This window comes from Clostridium sp. BL-8 (genome assembly GCF_002006495.1).
Taxonomy (GTDB): Bacteria; Bacillota; Clostridia; order Clostridiales; family Clostridiaceae; genus Clostridium.
In genome coordinates this window covers 1-24851 of record NZ_LZZL01000038.1, presented here as the reverse complement: position 1 = coordinate 24851, position 24851 = coordinate 1, and the positions used below count along the sequence as shown (strand labels likewise).

General features: G+C 30.2%; 34 protein-coding genes. 8 read left to right on the top strand and 26 right to left on the bottom strand.

What is annotated here, in order from left to right; all coding sequences use genetic code 11:
* Positions 1–3: 3 nt before the first annotated feature.
* The 8 genes from CLOBL_RS14190 to CLOBL_RS14155 form a co-directional block, all read right to left on the bottom strand.
* Entirely contained in the window at positions 4–267 is a 264-nt protein-coding gene (locus CLOBL_RS14190) for a EutN/CcmL family microcompartment protein (protein WP_077859633.1), read from the bottom strand.
* Positions 268–307: 40 nt separating this feature from the next.
* Positions 308–886, bottom strand: a complete 579-nt coding sequence (locus tag CLOBL_RS14185; protein ID WP_077859632.1) for a BMC domain-containing protein — start codon at positions 884–886, stop codon at positions 308–310.
* A 118-nt stretch (positions 887–1004) separates the two neighbouring features.
* Positions 1005–1793, bottom strand: coding sequence for a hypothetical protein (locus tag CLOBL_RS14180; protein WP_077859631.1), 789 nt, complete (start codon positions 1791–1793; stop codon positions 1005–1007).
* A gap of 91 nt (positions 1794–1884) precedes the next feature.
* A complete protein-coding gene (gene pduA, locus CLOBL_RS14175; protein ID WP_077859630.1) occupies positions 1885–2169 on the bottom strand; it encodes a propanediol utilization microcompartment protein PduA in 285 nt (94 codons plus the stop codon).
* A gap of 103 nt (positions 2170–2272) precedes the next feature.
* Positions 2273–3052 carry a propanediol utilization microcompartment protein PduB gene (pduB, locus tag CLOBL_RS14170; protein ID WP_077859629.1) on the bottom strand — a complete coding sequence of 260 codons (780 nt, stop codon included), beginning with the start codon at positions 3050–3052 and terminating at the stop codon, positions 2273–2275.
* 30 nt (positions 3053–3082) lie between these two features.
* A complete protein-coding gene (locus CLOBL_RS14165) occupies positions 3083–4003 on the bottom strand; it encodes a glycyl-radical enzyme activating protein (protein WP_077859628.1) in 921 nt (306 codons plus the stop codon).
* A 45-nt stretch (positions 4004–4048) separates the two neighbouring features.
* Positions 4049–6592 (bottom strand): glycyl radical protein, encoded by a 2544-nt coding sequence (locus CLOBL_RS14160; protein WP_077859627.1) that lies wholly within the window; start codon positions 6590–6592, stop codon positions 4049–4051.
* A 306-nt stretch (positions 6593–6898) separates the two neighbouring features.
* Entirely contained in the window at positions 6899–6976 is a 78-nt protein-coding gene (locus CLOBL_RS14155; protein WP_077859660.1) for a EutP/PduV family microcompartment system protein, read from the bottom strand.
* A 211-nt stretch (positions 6977–7187) separates the two neighbouring features.
* On the opposite strand from CLOBL_RS14155, the gene CLOBL_RS14150 reads away from it, so the two are divergent.
* The 3 genes from CLOBL_RS14150 (at position 7188) to CLOBL_RS14140 (ending at position 9464) form a co-directional block, all read left to right on the top strand.
* The gene (locus CLOBL_RS14150) at positions 7188–7646 is read left to right on the top strand and encodes a heme-binding protein (RefSeq protein WP_077859626.1); all 459 of its coding nucleotides are present in this window, start codon (positions 7188–7190) and stop codon (positions 7644–7646) included.
* Between the two features lie 621 nt (positions 7647–8267).
* Positions 8268–8915: a flavodoxin family protein gene (locus tag CLOBL_RS14145; RefSeq protein WP_077859625.1), complete on the top strand. Its 648-nt coding sequence runs from the start codon at positions 8268–8270 to the stop codon at positions 8913–8915.
* A 219-nt stretch (positions 8916–9134) separates the two neighbouring features.
* The gene (locus CLOBL_RS14140) at positions 9135–9464 is read left to right on the top strand and encodes a hypothetical protein (RefSeq protein ID WP_077859624.1); all 330 of its coding nucleotides are present in this window, start codon (positions 9135–9137) and stop codon (positions 9462–9464) included.
* Here the strand turns inward: CLOBL_RS14140 and CLOBL_RS14135 are convergent.
* A complete protein-coding gene (locus CLOBL_RS14135) occupies positions 9459–9650 on the bottom strand; it encodes a hypothetical protein (protein ID WP_077859623.1) in 192 nt (63 codons plus the stop codon). The genes CLOBL_RS14140 and CLOBL_RS14135 overlap by 6 nt on opposite strands.
* Positions 9651–9753: 103 nt before the next feature.
* Complete coding sequence (locus CLOBL_RS14130; RefSeq protein ID WP_077859622.1) at positions 9754–10314, bottom strand: DUF1697 domain-containing protein; 561 nt, start codon at positions 10312–10314, stop codon at positions 9754–9756.
* 240 nt (positions 10315–10554) lie between these two features.
* On the opposite strand from CLOBL_RS14130, the gene CLOBL_RS14125 reads away from it, so the two are divergent.
* The gene (locus CLOBL_RS14125) at positions 10555–10878 is read left to right on the top strand and encodes a hypothetical protein (protein WP_077859621.1); all 324 of its coding nucleotides are present in this window, start codon (positions 10555–10557) and stop codon (positions 10876–10878) included.
* Between the two features lie 99 nt (positions 10879–10977).
* On the opposite strand, the gene CLOBL_RS14120 is transcribed toward CLOBL_RS14125, so the two are convergent.
* From CLOBL_RS14120 to CLOBL_RS14085, 8 genes are all read right to left on the bottom strand, one after another.
* The gene (locus tag CLOBL_RS14120) at positions 10978–11433 is read right to left on the bottom strand and encodes a GyrI-like domain-containing protein (protein WP_077859620.1); all 456 of its coding nucleotides are present in this window, start codon (positions 11431–11433) and stop codon (positions 10978–10980) included.
* 87 nt (positions 11434–11520) lie between these two features.
* Positions 11521–11919 (bottom strand): polyketide cyclase, encoded by a 399-nt coding sequence (locus tag CLOBL_RS14115; RefSeq protein ID WP_077859619.1) that lies wholly within the window; start codon positions 11917–11919, stop codon positions 11521–11523.
* 176 nt (positions 11920–12095) lie between these two features.
* Complete coding sequence (locus CLOBL_RS28955) at positions 12096–12836, bottom strand: hypothetical protein (RefSeq protein WP_077859618.1); 741 nt, start codon at positions 12834–12836, stop codon at positions 12096–12098.
* Between the two features lie 30 nt (positions 12837–12866).
* Complete coding sequence (locus CLOBL_RS14105) at positions 12867–13736, bottom strand: immunoglobulin-like domain-containing protein (protein ID WP_077859617.1); 870 nt, start codon at positions 13734–13736, stop codon at positions 12867–12869.
* 282 nt (positions 13737–14018) lie between these two features.
* Positions 14019–14432 carry a polyketide cyclase gene (locus CLOBL_RS14100; protein WP_077859616.1) on the bottom strand — a complete coding sequence of 138 codons (414 nt, stop codon included), beginning with the start codon at positions 14430–14432 and terminating at the stop codon, positions 14019–14021.
* Positions 14433–14935: 503 nt separating this feature from the next.
* A complete protein-coding gene (locus CLOBL_RS14095; protein WP_077859615.1) occupies positions 14936–15205 on the bottom strand; it encodes a hypothetical protein in 270 nt (89 codons plus the stop codon).
* Between the two features lie 22 nt (positions 15206–15227).
* Positions 15228–15686: a hypothetical protein gene (locus tag CLOBL_RS14090; RefSeq protein ID WP_077859614.1), complete on the bottom strand. Its 459-nt coding sequence runs from the start codon at positions 15684–15686 to the stop codon at positions 15228–15230.
* Between the two features lie 155 nt (positions 15687–15841).
* Positions 15842–16519 carry an isoprenylcysteine carboxylmethyltransferase family protein gene (locus tag CLOBL_RS14085; protein ID WP_077859613.1) on the bottom strand — a complete coding sequence of 226 codons (678 nt, stop codon included), beginning with the start codon at positions 16517–16519 and terminating at the stop codon, positions 15842–15844.
* A 201-nt stretch (positions 16520–16720) separates the two neighbouring features.
* Between CLOBL_RS14085 and CLOBL_RS14080 the strand changes: the two genes are divergently transcribed.
* Complete coding sequence (locus CLOBL_RS14080; RefSeq protein WP_077859612.1) at positions 16721–17041, top strand: hypothetical protein; 321 nt, start codon at positions 16721–16723, stop codon at positions 17039–17041.
* Positions 17042–17282: 241 nt separating this feature from the next.
* On the opposite strand, the gene CLOBL_RS14075 is transcribed toward CLOBL_RS14080, so the two are convergent.
* The 7 genes from CLOBL_RS14075 to CLOBL_RS14045 form a co-directional block, all read right to left on the bottom strand.
* Positions 17283–17639, bottom strand: coding sequence for a VOC family protein (locus CLOBL_RS14075; protein WP_009171122.1), 357 nt, complete (start codon positions 17637–17639; stop codon positions 17283–17285).
* Positions 17640–17868: 229 nt separating this feature from the next.
* Positions 17869–19029: a hypothetical protein gene (locus CLOBL_RS14070; protein WP_077859611.1), complete on the bottom strand. Its 1161-nt coding sequence runs from the start codon at positions 19027–19029 to the stop codon at positions 17869–17871.
* Between the two features lie 117 nt (positions 19030–19146).
* On the bottom strand, positions 19147–19593 hold the full coding sequence (locus CLOBL_RS14065) for a hypothetical protein (RefSeq protein ID WP_077859610.1): 447 nt from the start codon (positions 19591–19593) through the stop codon (positions 19147–19149).
* A complete protein-coding gene (locus CLOBL_RS14060) occupies positions 19575–20165 on the bottom strand; it encodes a DUF1349 domain-containing protein (protein ID WP_077859609.1) in 591 nt (196 codons plus the stop codon). Before CLOBL_RS14060 ends, CLOBL_RS14065 begins: the two co-directional genes overlap by 19 nt.
* A gap of 59 nt (positions 20166–20224) precedes the next feature.
* A complete protein-coding gene (locus CLOBL_RS14055) occupies positions 20225–21067 on the bottom strand; it encodes a type II CAAX endopeptidase family protein (RefSeq protein WP_077859608.1) in 843 nt (280 codons plus the stop codon).
* 199 nt (positions 21068–21266) lie between these two features.
* The gene (locus CLOBL_RS14050) at positions 21267–21785 is read right to left on the bottom strand and encodes a GNAT family N-acetyltransferase (protein WP_077859607.1); all 519 of its coding nucleotides are present in this window, start codon (positions 21783–21785) and stop codon (positions 21267–21269) included.
* A gap of 107 nt (positions 21786–21892) precedes the next feature.
* Positions 21893–22255: a helix-turn-helix domain-containing protein gene (locus tag CLOBL_RS14045; protein WP_077859606.1), complete on the bottom strand. Its 363-nt coding sequence runs from the start codon at positions 22253–22255 to the stop codon at positions 21893–21895.
* Positions 22256–22478: 223 nt separating this feature from the next.
* Here CLOBL_RS14045 and CLOBL_RS14040 point away from each other — a divergent pair, with 223 nt between their 5' ends.
* Positions 22479–22793 (top strand): cupin domain-containing protein, encoded by a 315-nt coding sequence (locus CLOBL_RS14040; RefSeq protein WP_347472844.1) that lies wholly within the window; start codon positions 22479–22481, stop codon positions 22791–22793.
* Positions 22794–22886: 93 nt separating this feature from the next.
* On the top strand, positions 22887–23309 hold the full coding sequence (locus CLOBL_RS14035) for an EamA family transporter (RefSeq protein ID WP_077859604.1): 423 nt from the start codon (positions 22887–22889) through the stop codon (positions 23307–23309).
* A gap of 296 nt (positions 23310–23605) precedes the next feature.
* Here CLOBL_RS14035 and CLOBL_RS14030 read toward each other — a convergent pair whose 3' ends face one another.
* Complete coding sequence (locus CLOBL_RS14030; protein WP_077859603.1) at positions 23606–24253, bottom strand: DUF4362 domain-containing protein; 648 nt, start codon at positions 24251–24253, stop codon at positions 23606–23608.
* Between the two features lie 359 nt (positions 24254–24612).
* Between CLOBL_RS14030 and CLOBL_RS14025 the strand changes: the two genes are divergently transcribed.
* Positions 24613–24851, top strand: a 239-nt coding sequence (locus CLOBL_RS14025) for a phage tail tip lysozyme (protein ID WP_242953842.1), incomplete at its 3' end; no start/stop codon positions are given.

The following is a 24851-nucleotide window of genomic DNA, read 5'->3' as shown; positions in this document are numbered from 1 at the left end:
AGCCTAAGCATCGAAAGTGTCTATAATTCCTATAACAGCCATGTCAATAGCAGTTCTTTGTTTTTGTTCCTCAACTCGTACGGCTGATCCTTTACACAATAAAACATAATCTCCTATACCTGCTCCTACATAATCTGCTGCTACTTCTTCATCACCAGTGAATTCACATTTAGAGTTTATTCTCTTTACAACCATTAATTTATATCCAACTAATGATGGATCTTTCCTTGTAGCTACAACATTTCCAACAACCTTAGCCATATACATATTCTAAACATTCCTTTCTTACAAAAGTTTCTGATTAATATTACTCTTCTTGTTTTTTAGGTTCTGCTTTTTTTCTACTACTTCTTCTATTTTTGTTTTTTTCAGGACTTAAAACTTTTTGTTCAGAACTGGCTGAATCGATTTGTTTTTTTTCTTTCTCAACTAATGGCTCTTCCATTTTATCTTCTGTACTCTCAGCCTCGACGATAACATCATTATTAGATGACTCCTCTTTTTTACTATCATCTTCGCTAACATCATTCATTTCAATAACCTGTTCTTCATTATTATTATTTTCTTTTTTATCTATGATAATTTCTTTAGAAATACTCTCTTCATTATTGTTAAGTTGACAAAAAGTAACTTCTACATTATTGGAAGGTCGTGGAATAACTTTAGCAGCAACAAAAGAATTGTTTTCTATGGCAAGTTTTTTTCCGCAAGTAACTGCAGCATTTACAGCTCCGACATCACCACTAATTTTTATTGTCATATATCCTAAACCTCTTGTGTTTTCTAGCCCAACTATATCAATATTAGCTGTCTTGCTCATTGCATCAGCTACCAATATAGCTGTTGATAACCCTTTAGTTTCTACTAAGCCTAACGCTTCTCTCATCTTGTCACCTCACTTCTCTTTCAAGATATAAATTTTAAATTTTAAGTAATGCTCGGCTTATTTATATGTTATTATTCTTATAAAATATAGTAATCCTACATTGTGCTAAAAACTTTAATTAAAATTGTGATCTTCTTATAATTGAAATATTAAGACTTCTTGCCCTGTCACGAGCCATGTCTGTTATAATATCACCATCATTTAAAATTATCTTGTTACCTTGTATATAGTTTTCTATTTCTTTCTCTGTAATTACTTTTTTTATTCGGCTTAATTCATCTTCACATAGGAATACACTATTATTTTTCAAATAATTTATCGATGAAGCACCTTTGAAATCTTCAGCTAAGTCAAGTTTTTCCATTTGAGTAATGCAATCTAGTATTTCGATATCAAACTCCAGCAAAGTTCTATAATAATCAAGCATTTTATTCCTATAATTTAAGGGCTCCTTGCCACTAAATTTCTGTAAACCTGATTTTAAGAAAATAATTCTCTGCCCTTTTTCCATAGCCTTAAAAATCCAATTTGTTTCAAAAGTATCATCAATACACAAGGCAGTTTTTGCAACAATGTTTCTTGACACTATTGGGAATACAGTTATATATTCAAGGCGCTCGTCAAAGTGTACATCTTTTTCGTTAATAATACCTTTGCACACATTAAATTTTTTTAAATTGTTTATATGAAGTGTGCCAATAATACTACTTGATATTATCGCATACGCATCGTATTCATTTTGTTCATTTAGTGTCTCAAAAAAACTCCAGTACCTTCCATTCCATTCCTCTGTAAGAATGATATAAAGCTTTTTTTTAGGAATAACTAAATTTTGAGCATTCTCTAATCGTACTAATTTTATGGCTTTAATAACTAATTCTCTTAGTCTTTCTTCATCCATTATCATATTTTAGCCCTCCTCTACACCGCAGCTTCGGCTTAGAGTTTTAGAAATCTTCATTTATTGAAGATTTCTAAATACAATGTTCTATAAGCTTTTATTTTTCAATAAATTTAGGTAGAATTTTTTCAGTGTCTGTATGAGGACGTGGAATTACATGAATTGAAACAACTTCCCCAACTAATTTAGCTGAAGCTGCTCCTGCATCTGTTGCAGCTTTTACTGCTCCAACATCACCACGTACCATAACTGTTACTAGTCCTGAACCTATTTTTTCATATCCTATTAAATTAACATTTGCTGCTTTTACCATGGCATCTGCTGCTTCTATTGCAGCAACTAATCCCTTAGTTTCAACCATTCCTAATGCATCTGAATTCATATTAAATGCCTCCTTTTTATATACTCAAATTTTTTCTATATAATTAAAAATTTATTTGTTATCTAAATACTTTTAGATAACACTTTATTCATACATTGTTTCCTTAAATGTAAGGCTTTGTTGTTGATTTAGGTTCATCACCTAATGCCCCTAGCAATTTCTTACCAACATCAATAGATGCTCTTACAGCTTGTCTAACCGCACCTGAGTCGCCGCTAAAAGTTAATATTACTTCGTTAGAATAACTCGTACCATTACCAGGTGAACAATAACCTACAACATCAACATTTGCAGCTTTAACAGCAACATCGGCTAAAACTGTACCTATAGCTGCTGGCCCTGCACAAACCATTCCAAATGCTTTTCCAAGTGGTGTACCAAAAGCCTTTTCTAAACAATAACTTGCTCTCGCTGTATATTGGAATTCCAAGTGGCCTGCATCATTAGCATATACATCACCAAAATACTTATCTAAACTTGAAAGTGCTATTTCTACTGCACGCCTTGCATCAGATACATCTTCTGCTCCTATATAAATTAAGCTTCCATGTCCTGCTCCGCCTTTAGTGTCTCTTGGCAGTTCAACTGAAATAACTTCTGTATTTGTAGCTTTTACAGCATCATCAACAGCCATTATTTGTGGCCCTGCTCCTGTTCTTCCGCCAATAATACCAATTGAACGATACTTTCCAAGTTTCATAACATCTGTAAGCATTGGATCTACACTTGCAATAACTAGACCAATCGTATCCCCAATTGCAGTACCAACAAATTCAGTCACTCCTATATTATTATTCTTAGAAGGGCTATTTTGATTTTGAACAGAAATTCCAAGCTCATTAGAAACCTGCTTCATTACTTTTTCAATCAATTGCTGATCCATTTAAAATCCTCCATTCTAAAATTTAAAATCTTAACCGCCTATGATACAATTCATACCTTGACTTTCAACTATCTTTTTTAAATTTTCGATTTCATCACTATATAAGCTTTCTGATTCTTTCATAGGATAATCTCTTCCAAGAAGTTTGTACTTATTTTCACCATAAGTGTGGTATGGTAACAAATGAATTGTATCTATATTATTTAGGTTTCTTACAAATTTACAAATTTCCAAAATACTTTCTTCACTAGAATTAAATTTTGGTATTACAGGTACTCTAACAACCATCTTAGTTATCTCTGAAATCCTAGCCGCATTTTTAAGTATTATTTCATTTGAAATACCTGTAAACTGTTTATGAATATCTGAATTTACATTTTTTATATCCATAAGTGCTAAATCAATATATGGAAATACTTTTTCGATATTTTCAGGAGATCCATATCCTGTAGTTTCAATTGCTGTATGCCAGCCCTGTGCTCTGCATGCTTTAAGTAATTCCTTTGAAAAATCTGACTGTACTAAAGGCTCTCCTCCAGATAAAGTAATTCCTCCCCTAGAACGCCTATAGTTTGTAGCATCTTTTTTTAATTCCTTTATAACTTGCTCTACGGTCATTTTTTTCCCTTTTAAGGTAAGAGCACTAGCTGGACATACGTTTACACATTCACCACAAGCAGTGCATATATCTCTATTTATAAAACCTTTGTTACTAATACTTATTGCACCTTTTTTACATGCTGAAATACACCTTCCACAATGAATACAGTTCATTTCTTGATACATTATAACTGGCTTAAGACTTTGCGATTCAGGATTACTGCACCATTTACACGATAAATGACATCCTTTTAGAAAAACTATCGTGCGAATTCCTGGCCCATCATGTATAGAAAATCTTTGTATATCAAATATAAGACCTTCCAAACTGTAATTAATAGTATCCATCATGTACAACTCCCTTTTTCAATGTGACAATTGAGAATTTACAATTGCTTACATTGTTTGTTCAGTACGGCTAATAATGTTATCTTGAACTTCTTTTGCAAGAACAACAAATTGTGCACTATATCCAGCAACACGAACAACAAGATCTTTATATTTTTCAGGTTCTTTTTGTGCTGCAAGCAATGTTTCTTTATCTATTACATTAAATTGTACATGCATACCCTTGTGATCAAAATAACTTCTAACAACTGATGCAAAATTCATAAGTCCTGTATCTCCTGCAACAGCAGATGGTAAGAATTTTTGGTTATAAAGTGTACCATTTGATGCAATAAAATGATCCAATTTTGCTACTGAATTTGCTGCTGCTGTTGGACCGTTTGTATCTTTACCAGCTCTTGGAGATACTCCATCTGCAAGAGGTTCTTTTGCTAACCTACCATCTGGTAATGCTCCAACATCTTTGCCAAATAAAACGTTTGCAGAAACTGGATAAACACCTGCTTGGAATTGACCTCCACGAGGATTAGTATATTTTTCAACCTCAAAACAGTAAATTTGTGCGCATCTTCTAGCAACTAAATCAACTTCATCAATATCATTTCCAAAGCTTGGTGTACTATCAAGAAGCTTTCTTAAACTTTCAAAATCGCCAGCAACTGGTGCTTGAACTCCTTGTAATTCTGAAGTTATCTTACTTTGAATATTAGATAAATCAATAGAACCTGCACTGCTTAAAATCTTCTTAACGACTTCATAGATTTGTGCTTCAGTAACATCTGAATTACTGCTAGATGTAGGACAAGTATTAGTATTGCAGCCTACAGTATGTCCAAAGTTTGCATTTAAAGCTTCCTTTAGTTGTTGCATACTTACATCTTTATCCTCAAAAACATGCTTTTGTATTGCATATACTGAATCTCCAGTATCAGCAACTCCAAATGCTTGAGGTCCTGTAAAGTTATAAATTGCTCCACCTTCTTGAACTGATTTTCCTCTTCCAATACAATCGTCAACCAATGCTGATAAGAATGGAAGTGGTGCTCTTTCTGCATGTGCGTAATCAACACAGTTATCTGCTTCAACAAGATGATAAACAAAGTATTCCATTTGTTTTTTAAATGCAGTGAAGAAGTCATCAATATTCTTAAATGATGTTATCTCTCCTGTAGCAAGACCTAATTGTTTATCGTTAGCTTTACCGTTATTTAATGTAATTTCTAGTACCTTAGCTACATTAAAGAATGCTGCATCATGCCATCCTTCTGTTTTATGTGGACATTGTGGCTCAACACAACCAATAATGCAATAATTACGTGCATCTCTTAAACTAACACCTCTATTAACTAATGCTGGTATAATAACCTCATCATTGTACATAGCTGGCACACCTGTTCCAAGTCTTGCAACTTCACAAGCTCTTAATAAGAATTCATCTGGAGTTCCCTGCCATAAACGTACTGAAAATGATGGTGCAGGTAACTTAACATGTGCTGTCGCTTCCATACACATATAAGATAGTTCATTTGTTGCATCAAAGCCTTCTTCTGTTTGACCACCAACGCAAAGGTTTTGGAATACAGCATAACCTGCAAAGGCTTGAGCAGAAACTTCATCACGTGTTTTATTTATATCATTAAGTTTTATCCAAATACAATCTACTAATTCTTGAGCAAATTCTTTTGAAATACCCGTATCTGCTTCTAAATAAGGATACATATATTGATCAAAACGTCCTGGAGAAATTGAGTGGCCGCTAGACTCAATTTGAAGTAAGATTTGAACAAACCAAAATGCTTGGCAAGCTTCATAGAAATTTGTTGCACCATTTTCCGGAACTCTATCGCAATTAGCAGCTATTTGTAGTAATTCTGCTTTTCTAGTAGAATTGCTTTCTATACTAGCCATCTCTCTAGCTTTGTTTGCATATCTATGAGCAAAATTAATAGCTGCAGTATACGCAATAACTACTGAATTATAAAATTGTTGTTTCTTTATGTAATCTGGATCTTTTCTATCCATCTTACTCATAGCTTCAACAACTTCAGCAATAATACCCTTGAAACCTTTTGCTAATACCTTTCCATAATCAACACAAACATGTCCAACTCCACCATAAAAATAGTTTCCTACAGTAAATACTCCGTTAGCCATGCATTCTCTTGTTTCTTGTGACATGTAAGAATCTGCAAGTGCACTTGTAGTCTTGCCGTCCCAATATTTAAATGCTTCACCAAGTTCCATAGCTGTTTCTTTAGGAATTTGGAATGGGTCTGCTACTCTTGTTCCCATTGTTTCAAATTCTTTAGCTACCCAATCATAAGAAAATTCAGGGCATATTTCAGTAGAACGTGGATTTTTTGTAATTGCACCGACTATCAATTCATTATCACGAATAGTAATAGGCAAATTATTAAATATTTTTTCTGCTGCCTTAGCACGTCTTAATATAGGAGATAACCCTTCAGTTTCTTTATAAGATTCTGTAACAAGTACGGCTCTTTCTGATTCAACATACGGAACTGCTTCTACAATAACTTTCTTCAATCTTTCAACTCTTTCAGTTGGTTTTGAAAACCCTTTAGATATCATTAACTAATTCCCTCCTTGAAATATAATTAAGAATGTTTTTTGTTCGGTGTAAGCCTATTGTATATTAAACGTATACGAACTCTGTAATACTATTCAAACTTAAATATTGTAAAATTAAAACTAGATTCTTAAATATAAATTTCCTTCTCTAACGCCTGAAAAGGTACCATAACTTTATATTCTTCCGTAAAATCCTCAGTCAGCATTAATACTTTTCTCATGTAAATCAACTCATTAAAAAAGATTGCATTTTTAAAACCTTTTCATTGTAAATTTTAGACTTTTTGCTTTTCCCAATGCATCACATCACAATTTTCCTTTTAAAGCTTGAATTAATGCAGTTTTACCGCATCCTGTCCTACTTACCAACATAATTTTTTTCATAATACTACCTACGCTTTTGTTAAATTACATGCATCAAACAATAATTTTAAATCTTATTATTAGTACACTCATGACTAAAATCATGTAATTTTGAGTACAGTCTTAAATTTACATGTAATAACTATAGTTACACAATATAATGTTTCTATATAAAATTGTTTTAACTATTTTTTTGCATGTTTATATATCAACTTATCTGGAGTGATTTAAAATGACTGATAAAGAAATGATAAATAGAATAACTGAAAACTTAATTACCTCCATAAATAATAGTGCTCTTACTTTGAAAATAGCAAAAAAAATAATTCAAAAAGCTGAAGAGAAAGCTGAAGAAATAAAAGTTGCTACTGTCATTACAGTTGTTGATGAAGGTGGCAATCTAGTTGCTGTTCATAGAATGGACGACTCTTTGTTAATAAGCCTTTCTGCTTCTTTTAATAAAGCCTATACAGCAATCGCTTTAAAAATGCCTACCGAAAAACTATATGATCTTGTTCTTCCTGGCAAACCTTTTTATGGATTAGAATCTATAGAAAGTGGTAAAATATGCGTCTTTGGTGGCGGCATCCCTATAATAAAGAATGGACGTTTTATTGGTGCTGTCGGTGTTAGTGGTGGTACAATTGAACAAGATATTTTGATAGCCAACTCAGCAATAGTAGAAGATTAAAGCATTACTTATTCCCACTACTAGATATATTTTTAAGCATTCTAATATAAATTCATATGATTTATAATATCCTTTTAATATAAAACATATTTTCTTTCAATCATGAATTAAAGTTCACTGCCTAATTATGGAATGAAATAATTAGGCCTATTTGAGTGCACTTAAAATCCATAAATTTTCAAATACATTGATGTGATATCTTAGAGATTTGGAAATATATTTGTTTTAAATCGAAAAGGAGCACCCTCCTGATTAAAATTTTAATCATTTTGCGACACTCCCTTTTCTTTATATTCTTTAATTTCAAATTATTATTCCTCTAATTTATTTATTGATTCCATTACATAAATTCCATCTGAACCATATCTATTTAATGCTTTCAATTGTATTTTTTGCCCACATTGAATCCCTAAACGCTGCTCTTCTTACTACTATAAGATCAGCTTTGCCTGAAGAAATTAACTCCTCTGCAGCTTCTACTTCTGTTATTCCACCTGTAAGTTAAATTGTTAGTATATTTTTTATACTTGCACTGAAAAAACTGCATACTTGTAAAACTTATATCGCTATGTTAAGTTGATTATAACAAAAACATAAAACATTTGAAAGAGGAGAGATACTATGAAAATAATTGCTATTAACGGAAGCCCAAGAAAAAATAAAAACACTGTAACTTTATTGAATAAAGCTCTTGAAGGAGCTAAATCACAAGGATCAGAAATTGAATTGATAAATCTTTATGACTTAAAATATAGAGGATGCATAAGCTGCTTTGCCTGTAAAAGGAAGGATGGAGAGCATGGTAAATGTGCAATGAAAGATGATCTAACACCTGTTCTTGAAAAATTAAAAACAGCAGATGCTATTATTTTTGGTTCACCAATATATAATATGAACATTACTTCTGGAATTAGTGCACTTTTAGAGCGCTTCATATTTTCAAATGTTATATATAGTACAGAAATACCAACTGTTTATCCGAGAAAAATTCAATCAGGATTTATTTATACTATGGGTATAACAGAAAAATATATGGAGGATACTGGATACAAATTAATCTTAAAGCCATATCAGGATTCTATTTCAATAGTACTTGGAAACCCAATAAAGCTGTTATATAGTTATGATACTTATCAGTTTACTGATTATGAGAAATATGAGTCTTCTATGTTTTCAGAAAAAGAAAAAGCAAAACATAGAGCTGAACAATTTCCAATTGATTGTCAAAAAGCCTTTGATATGGGGGTAAGCTTAACTATAAATATTTAACAAATTTTAAGGATGTTGTGAATAAAGACAAATTCATATGATCATTGTATTAACTAAATGGAAGTGCTTCAGAATGAGGCACTTCTGAACACCTCTTTGTAGTAGCTATTTTTTATCAATAAAAATCAAATGTATATATAACATCTATCTTCGCATAATATGAATTGAATAGTATATTTAATTCTAAAATATTAATATTATGAAAGGTTGTTAAACTTAATGAAAAGATTTATTTCATCATTTTTTATTGTATTATTTCTATCATTTACTATAATCGGTTCTACTACCACTCCTAATCCTCTTACCTCAAATGTGTTTAAAGAAGGTATTTACAAATTAAATACTTATGAATCGATTTTAAAAGATAAGCTGTACAAAGCTGAAAATGTCTCTACAGATAAAAGTTCCTATTTAACTATCTACGATGATAACTTTATGCCACTTCAATCAATAAGGCTACAACCACAGTCTATAAAATACGACTTAACCCCATTAAAAGCTAATTATACAATGGTGATAGTTGGTGATGGTGATATATATTTTTCATAAAATTAAACTGTAGATGTGTTTCTTCTGACTTCTGCTCTTATGTGAAACGCATTTTTTTGGCAATACTTTATTTTGCCCTCCAAGTACATATTCACCAAATGGAGCTCCAAATGTAATGGATAACTGTAATAAAGCCATTCCAAAAGTAACCACCGCACATATGAGTGAACTAACATAACCTATCATATTAACATCTCCTCGATTTTTTTATATTGCATTTGTTAATATAATAAACCATGTAAGTATACTACCTAGTCAATACTCTTTTTATTCTATTTTTCGCTTTATTTCATATTTCCATATCTTTAGCTAATGCAGCAAGCTTGCTTAATGTTTTCCAATTACGCACAGTTGCTTCCACATTCAATTTATGAATATTATTAGCAAGCTTTGAATTTCGAATACTATGATTGAATAAAAGATATACATCTCTTCCTATAATTTTATATTTATCACTTTCACTACTATAAACATCTATGCACTCAATCTTTTCTTTTAAAGGATTATGTTTTAGTAATGCAACATATAGACTCTGTACTTTTGACAACGTCTCTGCTTCTGTCACTTCATCTTTTGAGAATGGGCAATTCAAAATAAGCTGTTCTAACTCTTTAGATGTCCTTAAAATAACTTTCACAGGAATCCCAAAGACTGCCTCAATCTCATGTTCAATTTTATTGCACAGTGCTTCCTCTGTTTCATTTGATTTGAATAGAACATTTCCACTTTGAATATATGTTTTTACTTCACAAAGTCCAATTGATTCAAATACTCGTTTCAAATCTGCCATCTTAATTATATTTTTCCCACCAACATTAATACCTCTTAAAAGTGCTATATAAACATTCATATTGTGAATTCTCCTTAATATAAAAATAAATCTTAATATCCTGTTAGTATTAATAAAGTATACCACAAATTGTAACCATCTCATTATTGAGTTTTCAAAGAATATATTTTGCTGTTAGTTTAGAATTTTTCCTAAAGAAATCTTAATTATATGCGATAATTGTAATATATTGGTTCCTAAGAATATTTATTTAATTATTAAAAATTAATACAATTAATTCGAATTGGAGGGATTCATAATATGTCACTAACAATAGGAAATCAGTATAGTTATTTAAACTATCCAAATAATATTACTAGAACTACAAATACTATAGATAATAATTCAGTAACATCACAAGCTAAACCTTCACAAAATTCTACACAAACAAATGATTCTGGTCTTCATACAGATACGATACAGTTTGTAATGAAAAATGGCATGGCAGAATCCGCGTATGTAGATGGAATTAAAATGAATCTTTCAGATATGTTTTTAAAGGACAAAAGCCAATTAAAAGCAAGAATAAATGAAGAATATAATAAAACTGATGCAGAAAAATTAGAAGAAATATTTGGATTATAACTATAAAAATTGTAAAGGCAGGTTAAGTGTCTATAACTTAATCTGCCTTTACAATTCTTATAGATGGTTCTACAAATCCAAATTTATTTTAATATTCTTTTATAATACTGGTACACAGACTTCACAGTAATGATTATTTATCATCTGCATTGCATAACGTTCAAGAATAGTTCTTCTATCATCAAGTTCATAATTTCTTTTTGATAACTCAGAAAATATTTCAATCCACGCTTTTTGCATAGCATCCATTGTATGATTTATTTTAAATACGCAATATTTTCCACCGATAGTTTTTCCAAAATTAACATCCTTATTATCAGTCTCAAATTCATCAAAAACAACTAAACATGCATCATACCGACAATCTTTAGGTTCTGTAACCTTAGGATCATCTTGAGCTATTCCTAATATGATTGAACTTTCATTAAGTAAGTCTTTTTCTCTAGCCAAACTTTTTAATTGTTCCATTACTTGCACATTTTCTAGCCCATAAGGACCTATTTTTCGTATATAAGCAATTTTATATGATGGTATCATTTCAATATTAATATCCATAACTTGCCTTCTTTTTTAATATAGTACATCGATGCCTGAATTCATCATATAATGCTTTAAAATGTATTTCAACTTATTTTTTAAAATTTATTCTCCAAGTTCTTTTTTTAAATCTGCTATATAAAGTGCTTGTTGCTTTTTTAGATACAAACCCACAAAAAAATTCATTATAGGATTGTTTACTGATACCTTTTCTGTAAATTCAATCTGTGTACCATTATTAAGAGGGCTAAAAACACCAATCCAATGACCATTCATATTTTTATTAGTCATATCAAATTCATATCGCTCATAAGGTTTTTTTAAGGTAATATTAAATTTAGTAGGGAAATTACCTTTTGTATATTCTGTAAATGAATTTCCATCTATTGAAACATCAATTTTACTTAAATCGCTTCGCCAGTCATATTTATTGTTGTTTGTAACTACTTCCCATACCTCTTTAATATTTGCTTTAAATGTCGCTGTAATGGTTGACTTCTTCATAACACACATTCTCCCCTATGAATTACTTCTATCTTAAAATAAATTATACCATATAATGTATATTTAAATATCATTATTGATGAAGCTATCTGCTTAAAATAATACAATAAAAAATATCACACTGAACAATGTGATATTTTTTTATTGCCCTTTATTCTATTTGTACTTAAACCAATTTAATTATTAATTTTTGTCTCACCTTCAAATGCTTCTCCCAAAATAACCTTTAAATCTGAAAGAATTGTTGCATTTTCACCGCAATATTGGACTATTATTTTACCCTTTTTATAAAAGTGAGGTGCATAACTCCAGTCATAGCTTATTCCTTCTGCTTCACCATTTGCCAAAGTCTTTACATATGAACCATTATTCTTAATGAGATTTGCTGCATCTTTCTCCATTTCTTCACTGCTGCTATATACATATATTGTTAGGCGTTCGTCATTAATAGTAATTAATTTTCTTGTAGTAGGTAAAAAATCTTTTTCTACATCTTTTGCTACTACATTACTAAATTTTGTTTTAAGAATGCTAACTAATTCATCGATACTAAAATTACTATTGTCATTTACCAAGGTTTGCGAACTATTTTGCGTTCTTTGACTCCATACACCATCTGGACCAATTGTATGCTCGTCTATAGTTGTATCATGAGCCATACTTCCATCTGAATTTAAATAATACCATTTTCCATTAATATCTTGTAACCATCCAATTTTCATATACCCGTCTTGTCCAAAATAGTACCATTTTCCATCAATCTCCTTCCAGCCAACTAACCACGAGCTTCCTTCTGTAAACCACCATCCTATATTATCTTGTTTCCATTCTGCACTTGCCCTCATTGGATTCAGTGCTAATACTGAAACTATTAGTAATAAACTTGTCATTACTTTTTTTAATTTTATATTTTTCATTTTTCCCCTCTGCAAATTACTATTTATTTTTTATTGTAGTTCAAATTCTGCAGTTACATGTGAATAACCTATTGAATTTTCAATTTCCACTAATACTCTGTACTTTCCTGCTGTGAGATTTTTAAAATTTTTTAGTATGTTTAATTCACAAACACTCATACTTGTTCCTTTTGCTGGCAAAATTGTTGCCACATCAGTAAAAGTTGCACTTTCTCCAAAGTCCAAATTATGCCACTCATTATTTTCAAACTTATCTATTTGATAATACATTCCACCATATTCACATTCTAAATTCGTATTATTTGTTATATTAACCCTAATCTTTTCTGTACCAAGAGGATATACACTTTTTTCAGTCTTCATAGTAATATCTTGTAATTGTGATTTACCTTTAGTTGTATCTAAAGCTCCGTCTGCACCTAAATAATATCCATCAACAATTTTGTCCTTTGCTAGAGCCCCTTCAAAGCTAAAATAATAATACTTTCCATTAACTAATTTCCAGCCTTTAGATGCAAGATTTTCCTTATATAATGTATCTCTTACTTCTACAGGATATCCCTCTGTTCTCAATGTATTTTTAAATTCATTAATATCAAAATTTTCATTCTCATTAGCTGCAACATTCTTTGAATGTGATGCAGCTTGAATCCATACACCATCAGAACCCAATTCGTATCCATCTATTACTGTATCGTGTGCCATATATCCATCTTGTCTAAAATAATACCATTTTCCATCAATCTCTTTCCAGCCTACTGACCATGAACTTCCTTCTGTATTCCACCAGCCATTTGAATCCTGTTTCCATTCTGCATTTGCCTTTATAGGATATATTGTAAGCATTGAAGCTACCGCTAATGAACTAGCTATTACTTTTGTTAATTTGATTTTTTTCATTTTCAACCCTCTATTTCCATTTAATCACTATATATTTATAATATACATTTATTTCATATTTTTTCAGTACCATTTTATTCTATTTTTAAAGAGTAACACTCATCTACCCTTTTGATGTGTTACTCTTTATTATATTTCACATGAGTCTTAAATTAATATTTTGTAGCAAAAAATATCACAAATTCATTTGAATAATGTGATATTTCAATCTGTTATCTATTTTTATAAATTTATAAAATAAGTACTCCCTAAGTATTCAAAAAGCATTCATTTTTAAAAAAACTATTTCTGAACTTCATCCTTAATTTTCATTACAGCGTCAGGAACATCTGCAAAGACTCCTCTTAAAAATTCTAAGTCTTTATCTTCCTCGATTTCTTTTTGTAATTTCACAGTATGCACAATAAATGTTTTACCATCTTCCTCTATTATGTCATGTCCAAATAATAAACTACCCATTCCTGGTATATCTGTCTTATCCCAATATGATTCAAAATCAACAACCTTTATCATCTCAAATTGCATTTCAGGCATATCCTTAAGTTTCATTATTCCTGTAGTTCCTGTTTTAGCTTCACCATTAAAAATAAGATTTTCTAAGTCTAATTCCCAAACATAACGTCTTGTTGGATCAGAATAATATGGCCAAATCTTCTCCTTTGTAGCATTAACCTCAGTTTTAAAAGTAAATTCCATTCATAAACTCTCCTTCTTTTTTATAAAATTTTGTTCAAAATGTATTAGTTAATTATATATATTTTTTCTCTATTTATAAAAGCAATAATTACGTAGACATATTGTTGATCTGCAAATACACGTAAACTATACCCGCCTGGTATAGTTTGAATATACAGCCTTATTTTCCATTTGTCAATATTTAATTTATTTACATAACAATTCATATAAATCCATTTTATTGCTAAAAGTCTGATCATTTAAATTATTTTTTCAAAATCAACAACATTAAATTGATCGTTTTATTTTGGAGTTTAATAATACATATAATGCTCTAACAGTTCGTTTAAAACAAAAACCGCAGCTTCAAACTCTTGAATACTACGGTTTTAAAGACTTCTATTTATTTTTATTAAGCAGTGCATTTTTTATAGATTTACTAAATATTACAGCTAATATTCTATTTCAATCTGTTATTTGTTTTATTAATTTATGAAATAAGTACACCCTAATTATCTAAATAATTAAATCCAATTTCTATTTTGTACTGATTTTCCATGTCCAAAATGAATAGATCTATTCCCTAAATCACTAATTTTTCTAGCACTAAGTTCAAGCTGCATTTTATTTTCATAAAGTAAGGATATTGTTGGTTTTAACATATTCATTAAGGAATCTCCAACAATTAAATCTCTTTGCTCAACATCAATACCTATTGAACCTTTAGTATGTCCTGGAAGCCCAATTATCTTTCCTTCAATCCCAAAGCATTCTAATGAATCTCCATCTTTCAAAAATTATGTTCATGGTGTTCTATTATTCAGACTGAGCTTCAATCTCATAATCATGCCAATTGTCTCCCACTCCTAATAATAAAATTGAATTTAAATCATTCATCTCCAAACCAAAAACCTCTGATGTCCCTTGGCTATTTTCATACACAGAACCGAATATATTGATAAGTTCAGATTTTTCTGTAAACCCATGAAAATAATATTCTTTATTATCTATTATAATTTTCCCTTCTAATTTATCTCTAAAATGAGCATTAAAATTGAATATCGAGCCTGTATATAGACCCCTATATAAATTAGCATCTATCTCAATTGTAGTTTTCTTTAATACTTCTTTACCACTTGGTTTTGTAACAATTGCTTCATTAAACGTCTTATGTATAGCAATCGGCTTTTTATAATTATACATTCCTATAAAGCATATAATTGCAATTATACTAATTGAAACTAAAATATAAATTTTCTTCGAAAATACTTTCATAATTTTTCTTGTCCCATAAATTTCTTATTTCTCCCAATAATTTTATTTTGAATTAATTATAGCATAAATTGTAAAGTATATCACATTATTCAACTTTTAAAGAACATGTATATAATCTCTATCTAACAAAGCAAGAAAACTCTCTAATCTTGCACCTACCATATGAATGGAATCAAATGATATGGTACCTTTTCACAATATTCATCATACCCAGATAAATTCTTAAATAAAAACTTTTCTTCATTAAGAAGCCTAGCCACAATAGTAAAAGTTAAAGCTACTACAATAAGTAACCCCCAATATGATCCTAATGCAACTCCCGAAAATACCAACATGAGTATTGCTCCAAAGTACATAGGATGACGAACTATTGAATACATTCCAGTTGATATTACTTTCTGGTCTTTATCAACTTCAATTATAGCTGAAGTATAACTGTTTTCTTTGAATACAAGAAATACTATAAAAAAACCTAACATAACAAAAATATTTGCTAATAAGCTAATATATAAAGGAATATTTGACCAATGAAAATGATAATCAAGCCCTGCAATAATATATATAAGGCAGAAAAACACACTTGCCATTAATTGTATATTTTTTTGACTCTTTTCCTTTTCAGCGCTTGAACCTGCATTAAGCCGCCGTTTCAAAAGTTCTTGATCGTTCTTTAATAAATATATAGTAATCAATATTGTTGAAAGAGAAAAAGTAAGCAAATAAATCCATGCCTGCAAATAATTAATTGTCCATGCAGGTAAAAAAATCAATATCCCCATAATAACTATAAGCATTATAAATCCAGATATAGTTTTTCCAATTATATTATCCATGTAATCACCCCAATTATCAGCTTTATTTATAATATGTCCCATTGATAATGAGAAAATGTGTAGAATAGTCAAGACGTTTTACTCTTTCACTAACAGATGGTGTAGTTTTATCTAGAATTACTTCAATTTGAATATTTATTATTTAAGCTCACATAATAACAATATGTTTAGATAAATTTAATTTTAAAGGTGGTTAATTTCATGAAAAGGTTCATTACTATATTTTCTATTTCTTTATTTCTATCAATTAGCTTGAATACAATATCTGTTTTTGCCCAACAAACTAAAACATTAACTCAAGGTATTTATAATGTGAGGGATTCTAACTTATTAGTAGGTACTCCTATTACTGCAAGAATGACTTCTTCTAATGATAAGGCCATTATTATAGTTATTGGTCCTGATCAAACCATACATGCTCTAGAACGATTGGGTTCTGGTATTCCTCAAGAAATTTTGCCTCCACTTGACTATGATCAATCAATTATAATTTATACTAATGGCAGCGTAGTGCTGTCATAAAAGCCACTTCAAAAGTGTCTTTTTTATTTAATTTACCACATCCTTTTTACATATTAAAAACCAAAAAGCCGCAGCTTCAAGCTCTTGAATACTGCGGTTTTAAAACTATTACTTATTTATAAATTGATATTTATCTTCTTGTAAATTATAGTATATTTAATAAGAATCATATTATTTAATTTGTATATTTACTTTATTCAACGAATTACTTAAAGTTTTCTGTATACAATACTTATGAATATTAATTTTTATGTTCAACATATTCAACTATAGTTCCATCTAAATGTTTTACAGTCATATTCATTCCTGTTGGAACCACTTTTAAATCTCTGATGATTGTAGCACCATTATTTAATAAGAAATCTTTAAATTCCATAATTGAATCTACTAAAAACGTTGCTTTGGTATCCTTAAATGGCTTTAGCGCCTCATCAGATCCACTAATTATTAAAATATTTCCTACCTGAGCTAATTCTAAATTTACTTGAGGATAGTCAAACCTCAAATTACACTTTTCATTTAAGACTTCTTCATAAAATTTTATTGATTGATCTATGTCATGTACATAAAATCTGTTTAAGATTTGTTTTACTTTCATTGTCATCCCTCCAAGTATAATATAAATTATACATCAATTTACTCTTAAATATCAAATCTAAGTACAGATTCACAATCACTAAAAGTACAAAGATAGCAACTGCAAAATTTTATTTGATTCTGATTTAAAAATATCACATAATTCATTTATTTTTGAATTATGTGATATTCTAATTTACTGTTATATTTTCAGATATAAATATAAAACTCTACAAGATATTTAACTACCGCTATATTTTCAAGTCTTCCTTTAACGACTTCGCTATCGGATCTGCGTCAGCGAGACATATAGGATCTCTAGCAATCAGTCCTGCCTTCTCATGCCACAGTTCACTAAACAAGGTGTAAAGCGGCTTGAGCCGATCAGTATCACCACCCTCTGTTAATGTTTTTGCAAGATAATCAATGGCAAAGTACATGGTCTTGCTTTCATAACATAAGTGCGGATGCGGACTAGGGGCATCAATTATCCAGATAATTAAGTTTCCAACCCGTTGCAAACCGTAATAAGGAGTTATTCCAAGTTCATGGCAAAATGGAATAAGTTGATCATTGAAATCTATCCTTGAACGACAATTTACAATAACCAAGTACTTGGAAGGGCTATCTTTTGAGAAAACTTGTGCAAAATTGACACGTTTTGCATCTCCATATTGCTTTTCGTGAGCAAGATCAATACCCGTACACTCTTTGAAATTAGCAAGTGCACTGGGAAGAAAGCGCGTAAGATCAAGTTGTGGATTAGATGCTATTGCAACGCTGCCAGGGATTTTCTCAGCGATAAACAAACTCGATGCACCTCCTGATGAGATTGAATAAAATATAATTCGCTCATTAGGGATTCCAAGACATCGTGCCACATTCATGATAAGTTTTGCCGTTGCGTCTCGATAATCTCGTTCATTTGTGCCATAGAACCAACCTACAGCGATATCTGACTCAAAATACATCGGATCTTCAATACTAAGCAAATGTCCTTTCAGAAATGTAGACCATGACCACTTATGGAATCGAGGGAGCGGTCCATTAGCAATTGTATTGTCATCTCGCATGGTATCGAGCACAACGTAGAGATAGTCGTATTTGCTTGCATGGTAAAAGCACTCAAAATGTGCACCATCGACCTTAGTGTTAAACCTACCTTCCGGCACTCTGTCAAATTGTTCAGCGTCAATATGCACACTTTCCACTGCAATAGTTGAGGCATCAGCAGACCGATATTGCTCAAATCTACGTGCCTCAAGCATTTCGGCAAGGTTTGCCTCATTGCCTTCGCTATCATACTCACAGGTTATATCTTCAAGAAATTCAATTGTTGGGAGATCATTATTATCATCCAATTTTTTTTGAGATTTAGTAAAGTACATTTCATTTTCCTTCTCTTTTTTCATAACAACCAATCCTTTATTTTTCCACTTTTAATTTCAGACATATTATATCAGAACATTTGTTCGAATACAATGGTTTTATTGCAAAAAAATGCAACTTCAATCAGAAGCTGCTTAGGTTTAATTATTTATAGCAGTAATCTTTAATTCAGAGTTACTCTCATCAAGCATCACATCATTAATCCAAGTATTACCTCCAGCAAACATTATTCCTTTATAATTTACAAATAGATACTTGGTAGGTGCCTTACTAATTACTTGTTTATAATCTGCATTAAAAATTTGGTCATAATTTTCAATTAGTTCATCTTTATTTTGAATTTTGATAACTTGGCCATTTACTTTTACATTGATTGGATATGCTATTTCTTCAGCCAACTTTTTCTTATCATCGTTTACTATATAACTTTGAATTTCACTAATGAAAGTCTCTACATCTTGGTCACTTTTGTTATAAACAGCTATAGCATATCTTTTTCCATATTCGGCTCCAGGAAGAATATCTTCAAGTGATAATACAAATGGATAACTTGTTTTATTATCTGCACTTATCCATGTTCCTGCCACTTGCATTCTGTAATATGCATATTGGTGAAAGTTGCTTTGAAAGAGGATTCTTCAGGACTACAGGCATAAATTCCAAAAGTAATTTCTTTTGCACCTTTACATAAATGGCATATTCTCATTTGTTTGAAATTAACACCATCTATGCTACACTCAATGCAGTAATCACTTCCTCTTCGGTTAAGTCTGTACCACATTTCCTTAATCGATGCAGAAATATCTGTTGTTGCCCAATCTGAATATCCTTGATTTGTTACAACACTTCCTAGTCGTTGATATTCCTCATTTTCATATTCTATTGAAGCCTTCAGCCAATTTTCGCTATCTAAATATATGACTACTCCACATTGGTCAAAAAGATGCTTACTATTAAACGCCGTCTTTACAACAAATGAAAAAAACTGTTCATCTGTCTTTGCCTGTAATACTGGTGCACTATCATTTCGAAATTCATAATAAGTACGTTGCCACAGATCAGTTCTGGCTTCGGTAATTATTTCTACTTTTTCATTATCAATGCTGATATTATTTGGTTTTCTAATCCAAAATAGATCTTCTTTCAAAAAATCTTTCATAACAAACTCCTCCATAAATTATAACTTCTAATCAAACCTTGAATTGAAATTTGTGATTCTTAACCAATCTTATTAAAATCAAAATTTTGAAATTTACTTGATGTTTTTCCAGTTATGCTAAATATAATGCATGATAAGACGGTTAATTGAATTATCCAATAAATAATCGAATACATATTAAGGTAATTTAAAAATTCAGGAAAACATATAGATGCAATAAAATCATCAATGCAATGATATAGAATTGGAATTAACAAACTTCCTCTTACACCGTTATAAATCCATGTATATATAATGCTTAAAGAAATAGTTTGTAGAAGATATATTATAAAATTATCATATCCCTCAATATGAAACAAAAACATTGGTATGTGCCAGCAAGTCCAAATAACTCCTACCATTATACCTGATAATAATGGAGTATACTTTTTTTGAAGCGTTGGTAATAAAAATCCTCTCCATCCAAGTTCTTCACCAAGTGGTCCTCCAAAAATCAAGATAACTAATAAACATCCTAATAATGATAAAGGATTATCAAGATTAAAACCAAATATTTGATTTTTGATATAAATTTTATAGTCTGCCCCTGCTATGGCGCAGATAAGAGACGGTATATAAAATGATGCTACAGAATAAAAAAATATAAAAACATAAAAAAACGGATTAACCTTCCAGATAGTTAACTTTTTTAACAGTTCTCTTAATCCTCTTCTTCCATCAAAATAGTTAGTAAAAATTACAGCTACAATACTTGGCATTAATGAACCTACTATACGAAAAATTACATTCAAATGCGAACTGCTTGAGGTAAATGAAATAATCCAAAATATCCATGTAAATAAAAAAGTACTAATTAAATATAATACTTTTTTATATTTATCAAGCCTCCTTTTAATACTCATTTTTAATTTCTCCCTACATATTTCTATTTACAATTTTAAAACTAATATAAATTAATTATAATTTTTTAATATTCATTTAGTCTTAACTATACCTTATATTTTTCTTAAAACTCATATAATTACTTTTTATTCAATCTCTGTTATAACTTAATCTGCCTTTATAATTCTTATAGACGGTTTTGCAAATTGGAGTTAAATGTTATAATGCCTTTTCAAAACATTTTAAATTTTCCCATATTACATTTTGAAAATGAAATTTTGTTGTACCTACATAACGATATCCAATCTTAGGATATAGTGTCGCAGCGGGAATATTGCCCTCATAAGTGTCAAGACGGATAACTTTATATCCTTTCTCTTTAGCATATTTCTCAATAAATTCCATCATTATTCTTGCTTTGCCCTTTCCACTTGCAAACGGCCTAATACATAAAGTATGGATGACCATGATTTCGCTTGGCTTTGCCTGTATTCCCCATGGAATATTATTATACTCTTTAGGCTTAACACTATTAAGCACTACACAGCCATACATTCCTTTTTCATCTTCTCCAACAAACATTGTACCATTATCAATAGCACTTTTAGCATAATCAGCTGTTGGATAAAGCCCCTTTTTCCAATTGGTATACGACACTGTTTGTTCTTCATAATCCAAAATTTCATTATATATATTTTCTATTTCCAAAATATCATCTGCCGTAGCAACTCTAATCATCACTTTTCCCCTCCACAATTACTATTTATATTACTGTAGATTATAGCATACTTTGCAGAAGTCATATTATTTAACTATAAATTGAACTTTATTCGATAAAATATATATTATTCCTTTTTATCATGTCCTTGATAAATGGCAGATTCTGAGTGTTTATTGGATTTTATATAATTCTCTCCCCAAATATTCATAGAATCTAAAACTGGCTTTAGGCTCTTTCCTAGCTCTGAAAGTGAGTATTCAACCCTAAGTGGTACTTCGGGGTACACCTTTCTAATAATTAATCCATCAGCTTCCATTTGCCGAAGTTGTTGCGTTAACATTTTTTGGCTTATCCCATTAATTCCTCTTTCGAGTTGGTTAAACCTTTGTGTTCCATCATCATGCAGATTTCTTAAAATAAGAACCTTCCACTTGTGACCAATAAGTTTAACAGTTTCTTCAATTGGACATAACTTACCACAAGTCATTAGTATTCACTCCTATCACATATATATAAATTAATACTTACTATTTAGTTAGTACAATACGAAATAGTGCCTTCTTGTAAAAAATTAATAGCGATTATATTATAATACTATACTTCATCAAAACATAGGAGGAAAGTTTTTATGAAAATTTTAAATGTGTCTTTACCATAAAATAGAGCTTTAATAATTAACTTAAAATAAATATCATAAATTAAGGAGACATATGACTATGAAAATTTTGAACATTAACGATATTACAGAAAAAATCAAAAGGAAAGCACTATTTACAGAGGGCACAATGGACTCAGGCATTTTATTCTACGAACCTGGTGAAACAATGACTCCTCACAAACATTCAGATTTAGATGAAATATTCTATGTAATTAGCGGCAAAGGAATAATAACCATAAATGACAAGGATTTTTCAATTAAAGAGAATGACGTAATGTTATCTCCACATGAAGAAAGCCACGGATTCACAAATAATGGAGATGAAAGATTAGTAATCTTACAAATAAAAAACACTATTATGAAGTAATTTCAATATTTACAATCATTAGGATAAAGGAGTTTGAAGCTTTTATTCTAATGATTACTACTTCAAAACATATAAGAAAGGATGTATTATTATATGTACTATATATCTATGATAATCACAGTTTTAGCAACTGTAATATACAATATCAGCCAAAAATCTATTAACCAATCAATAAATCCATTTATATCAATGATAGTCACATATATTACCGCAATAATCTTCTCTGTATTGGCATTAATTATTTTACCCGTAGACCGCAATATTATAAGTTCTCTAAAACAATTAAATTGGGCAAGTTATGTACTAGGGCTATCTGCATTAGGCTTAGAAATAGGATATTTATATCTCTATAGAAGTGGATGGAATATAGCCGTTGCTCCTCTTTTTGTAAGTATAATTTCAACAATAGTGTTAATTGTCGTTGGTATTTTTATCTATAAAACAAAAATATCCCCTATGAATGCTATAGGAATATGTTTAAGTATAGTTGGATTAATTCTAATGAATAAAAAATAGCTGATTTGTCACTGTACTGACACATTAGCCAATTATAATAAAGTTAGAAATTCGATAATAAATTTTTCATAAATATTTATCTCATTAAATAAATATATTCCTAAAGAGTAACACTCATTTTCTTTTTGATGTGTTACTCTTTTATATTTTAAGTGATTCTTAAATGAATACGTGATTTATTAGTGTTTCTGCAGAACATATATGGAATAACATTCATCTTCTCTAAATTGCTTAAAAAAAATACCACAAATTCATTATTGAATAATACGAAGTTATAAAAAATTATATATACTTAGTTAATTCTTTATACTACTTTTATAAAAACTAATTACAGTTGCTCCCATATTCTCTGGAGTATCCTTACTTTGAAGAGTTTCATATCTAATCGCATCGCCTGAATCCCTTTTTGCCATTTTAGGAGAATAACTTGGACTTCCTTGCACGAATTTATTTTTATCAGCATATGTATCATATACTAGTTCTTTAATTGATTTGCCGTCAGTTTCATACTCTTCAAGTTTATTTACTAATAATATGCCATCCTTTTTTATTGTTCCCTTAATTACACGTACATAACCTTCTTTACCGTTATTAAATGAATCTATAAATTTATCTAATGATGCTATATTATATACTTCCTGGTCTTTGCTATTATCTCTATCAATCATTATTACACTGCCATTTTTAAGGGATTTCTCGAAATCCCTAGCTTCTTCTATATCAGGTTTCTTTAAATCACTTAATTCCTGAAATGATGCTTCTAATTCCTTTTCTTCTTCTTTTATTTTAGTCTTTTCTAAGTCATCATCTTCTTGAGTTTTAGTAATTTCAGTAGCAACTGTGGATTTATTATTCATAGTTTCACTACTATTCTTATTATTTGTACATCCACTAATAATTAAAACTGCTGCTATACTACTTACTAATAATATATGCTTTTTCACGCTCTCACCCTCTAAAGTTATTTATCTATATTAATCTACCTTCATAATTCTTAAAACATGCAGTAATTTTAATAGCCATACATCTTTCTTAAATTATGTACAACTTATTTTTTCTTCATAAGTATTGCCCATAAAAATTCTTTACCGTATACATTTGGATTATTAGATTCCTGCATTCTTCTAAATTCAATTATAACATAAATTGTAAATATCTATCATATTATTCAATTTTCATATTAATGCACCTTTTTAATTTCTTTAAGTAAACGTGGTTTACAGATTTTAAAGGCAAAACGTTATTATTAGTGAAAGTTATGCAGCGCTGATAACCTAAAAAATAAATTAAGGAGGTCATTAAAATGGCAGAAAACATGAATGACAATGCAAGATATATTTATTCTTTTTTTAAAAACAAGGGATGGACAAGTAATTCTATTTGCGGAATGCTTGGAAACATGCAAGGAGAATCTGGAATTATTGCAGATATAGATGAAATCAGCGGAGGTGGCGGATACGGTTTAGTACAGTGGACTCCAAAATCTATTCTTACTAATTGGGCAAGCCAAAATGGACTCGATTACAAGGCTGTTGATACACA